This window comes from Cellulomonas rhizosphaerae (assembly GCF_003470205.1).
GTDB lineage: Bacteria > Actinomycetota > Actinomycetes > Actinomycetales > Cellulomonadaceae > Cellulomonas > Cellulomonas rhizosphaerae.
The window spans coordinates 1-3,680 of sequence record NZ_QWKP01000055.1 but is presented as its reverse complement, the minus strand read 5'-3'; the positions used below and the strand labels follow the sequence as shown (position 1 = coordinate 3,680).

Sequence of the window (3,680 nt, the reverse complement as noted above, 5' to 3'; positions counted from 1 at the left end):
GTCGTCGAGGATGCCGAGCGCGCTCGCGGTCGCGCGGGCCCGACCGTCGGTCGCACGCGCCTGCGTGGTGCGGGCGCCGGCGGCGGCCAGGCCGGGCGCGACGACGCCGGCCAGGACCAGGCACACGGCCAGCGCGATGCCGGCGGGCAGCCAGATGAGCGACATCGCCCCGACGGTCGCGAGGCCCAGCACGGCGGCGACCGCGCCGGGCAGCAGGCCGCGGACCACGACGTCGCCCACCGCGTCGACGTCGGCCCCCACGCGCGCGAGCAGGTCACCGCGACGCACGCCCAGCACGGCCTCGGGCTGGCCGGCCGCGAGCCGGCTGTAGAGGGTGGTGCGCAGCGTCGTCATGCCGCGCAGCGCGACGTCGTGCGAGACGAGCCGTTCGCAGTACCGCAGGACGCCGCGCCCGATGCCGAACGCGCGCACGGCGACCGTCGCGACGCTCAGGGTGAGCACCGGCGGCATCTGGGACGCGCGCGCGATGAGCCACGCGGCCACCGCGGCCAGTGCGACCGCGCAGCCGAGCGCGAGGGTGCCGAGGACGACGGCCTGGACCGCGCGGCGCCGGTCGACCTCGAGCAGGGCGACGGCGCGGCGCAGCGTGCCGCGGGGCGGGGGAGTCATCGGGCGACCGCCGTGCGTGCGGGGGCGACCGTGACGACCTCGTCGGCCGCCGCGAGCAACGACTGCCGGTGCGCGACGAGCAGGACGGTGCGGCCCTCGGCACGCAGGGCCCGGACGGTGTCGAGCACCACGCGCTCGCCGGCCGCGTCGAGGTGTGCGGTGGGCTCGTCGAGCACGACGAGCGGCGCGGGGGACAGCACCGCGCGGGTGAGCGCGACCCGCTGGCGCTGGCCGACCGAGAGCCGCCCGACGGCGGTGTCCCAGCCGTCGGGGAGGTCGGCCAGCACGGCGTCGAGCCCGGTCAGCGCGGCCGCGGCGGCGCGCGACGCCTCGTCGGGCCCACCGACGACCGACCGCAGGGGCCCCGGCTCCAGCACGGGGCGCTGCGGCAGCCACGCGACCTGCGACCAGTAGCCGGCCCGTGCGACGTCCGCCAGGGGGGTGGCGCCGGTGGGGCCGACGAGCTCGACGGTGCCCTCGTCGGGCGCGAGCAGCCCGAGCACGACGTCGACCGTCGTCGACTTGCCGCCGCCCGTCGGGCCGGCGAGCGCGACCGCGCGACCGGGTGCGACGTCGAGGTCGAGGCGGTCGGGCGTCCGGCCAGCGGCCGTCGTCACGCTCACGCCGCGCAGGCGGACCGTGACGCCCGCGAGGTCCGGGGCGGGCACCGTGCCGTCGGCAGGGACCGGCGTCTCGAGCACCGCGAACGCCTGCTCGGCCGCCGCGACGCCGTCGCTCGACGCGTGGAACTGCGCGCCCACCTGGCGCAGCGGGTTGAACACCTCGGGCGCGAGCACCAGCACCGCCAACCCGGTCACGAGGTCGAGGTCGCCCTCCACGAGGCGCAGCCCGATGCCCACGGCGACCAGCGCCACGGACAGCGTGGTGAGCAGCTCGAGCACCATGCCCGACAGGAACGCGATGCGCAGCGTGCCCATCGTCGCGCGCCGGTGCGCGTCGCCGAGGGCCTGGACGCGCGCGGCCGGACCGCGCTCGCGGCCGAACGCGCGCAGCGTCGGCAGGCCCGCGAGCAGGTCGAGCATCTGGGCGCCGAGCCGGCGCATCGTGGCCAGCCCCTGCTCCGAACGGCCCTGCGTGAGCCGGCCGACCAGCCACATGAAGATCGGCACGAGCGGCAGGACGGCGACGAGGATCGCCGCGGACACCCAGTCGAGGCCGAGGATCACCAGCAGCGTCGCCGGGGTCACGGTCGCGGCGAGGACCAGCTGCGGCAGGTACCGGACGAAGTACGGCTCGAGCGCGTCGAGCCCGCGGGTCGCGAGCGTCGCCACGCCCGGACCCTCGCCCGTCGCGAGCCAGCGCGGGCCGAGCGCCGCGGCGTGCGCGACGACACCCTCACGCAGCTCGGCCACGGCGCGGGTCGCCGCGCGGTGCGCGAACCGCTCCTGCGCCGCGGTCACGAGCGCGCGCAGGGCGACCACCACAGCGAGCCACGCGACCAGCGGGCCGATCGCGTCGAGGTCGGCCCCGTCGTGCACGGCGCGGCCGAGAGCGTGCGCGAGCAGCAGCGCCTGGGCGACGACGAGCGCGGCCGTGAGGATGCCGAGCGACGCGGTGAGCGCGACGTAGCCGCGCGCCGCGCGCGCGTGGCGCAGCAGCCGGGGATCGAGGGGCCTCATGCGGCCGGGGCCGTCATCGCTCCTCGTCGGGCGCGCCGACGCGTGCGGGCGAGCGGTCGAACGTCAGCCCGATCGACTCGGGGATGTGGGCCGTCGAGACACGCTTGCGGAACACCCAGTAGGTCCAGCCCTGGTAGAGCAGCACCACGGGCGTGAGGATCACGGCGACCCAGGTCATCACGGTCAGCGTGTAGTGCGTCGAGGACGCGTTCGTGACCGTGAGCGAGTTGGCAGGGTCGAACGCGGGCATCACGTCGGGGAACAGCGAGCCGAAGATCAGCACGACGGCCGCCACGATGGTCACGGCCGAGGCGATGAACGCGAGCCCCTCGCGCCGGGTCCGGGTCGCCAGCACGAGCACGACGAGCGCCACGGCGGCGACCGCCACGGCCGCCCACGTCCAGGCGGCGTCGGAGTAGGCGACCTGCGCCCAGAGCGCCCAGACGGCGGCGACCACGAGCGTGACGGGCGCGAGGCGCGCGGCGAGCGTCGCGGCCCGGTCGCGGATGTCGCCGGCCGACTTCAGCGCGAGGAACGCGGCTCCGTGCGTGAGGAAGATGAGCGCCGTCGTCGCGCCTCCCAGCAGCGCGAACGGGTTGAGCAGCGCCCAGAAGCCACCCACGTACTGGTGGTCGGCGTCGAGCTCGACGCCGCGCACGATGTTCGCGAACGCCACGCCCCACAGCACCGCGGGCACCCACGAGCCGACGATCAGCGCCCGGTCCGCCCAGGCCCGCCACCGGTCGTCGTTGATCTTGCCGCGCCACTCGAACGCCACGACGCGGATGATCAGCGCCAGCAGGATGAGCAGCAGCGGCAGGTAGAAGCCGGAGAAGAGCGTCGCGTACCACTCGGGGAAGGCGGCGAACGTGGCGCCGCCCGCGGTGAGGAGCCACACCTCGTTGCCGTCCCAGACCGGGCCGATGGTGTTGATCATGACGCGGCGCTCGCGCTCGCGGTCCTGCTTGCGCGGCAGCCAGCCGAGCAGCATGCCGACGCCGAAGTCGAACCCCTCGAGCACGAGGTAGCCCGTCCACAGGACGGCGATGAGGATGAACCAGACGGTGGTCAGCTCCACGGTCGTCTCCTGTCAGTACGCGAAGGACAGCGGGGCGTCGGCGTCGTCGTCGGTGCGCGCCTCGGGACTGGGGTCCTTCTCGGACGGAGCGACCCCTTCGATCGTGTAGCGATGCATGAGGCGGTACCAGAGGACCGCCAGCACGCCGTAGAGCAGCGTGAACGCGGCGAGCGAGATCGCGATGCTGGAGACGCCGGGCACGGTGGACACACCGCGCGCCGTGATCAGCCACACGCCGTCGACGCCGGACGGGTTCGGGTTGGGTGCGACGACCCACGGCTGGCGGCCCATCTCGGTGAAGACCCAGCCGGCCGACGACGCGAGGAACGGGG

At 75.5% G+C, this 3,680-nt stretch carries 3 protein-coding genes and 1 pseudogene; all 4 read right to left on the bottom strand.

Going from position 1 to position 3,680, the window contains the following annotated elements; translation table 11 throughout:
- Positions 1–630 (bottom strand): annotated as a pseudogene (locus D1825_RS00790) (thiol reductant ABC exporter subunit CydC); the annotation flags it as partial.
- The gene (gene cydD, locus D1825_RS00785; RefSeq protein WP_118765627.1) at positions 627–2,270 is read right to left on the bottom strand and encodes a thiol reductant ABC exporter subunit CydD; all 1,644 of its coding nucleotides are present in this window, start codon (positions 2,268–2,270) and stop codon (positions 627–629) included. The pseudogene D1825_RS00790 and the gene cydD, both read right to left, overlap by 4 nt.
- Positions 2,271–2,283: 13 nt before the next feature.
- Positions 2,284–3,348, bottom strand: a complete 1,065-nt coding sequence (gene cydB / locus D1825_RS00780) for a cytochrome d ubiquinol oxidase subunit II (RefSeq protein WP_118765626.1) — start codon at positions 3,346–3,348, stop codon at positions 2,284–2,286.
- 12 nt (positions 3,349–3,360) lie between these two features.
- A partial coding sequence (locus tag D1825_RS00775) for a cytochrome ubiquinol oxidase subunit I (protein ID WP_138067112.1) occupies positions 3,361–3,680 on the bottom strand: 320 nt, incomplete at its 5' end.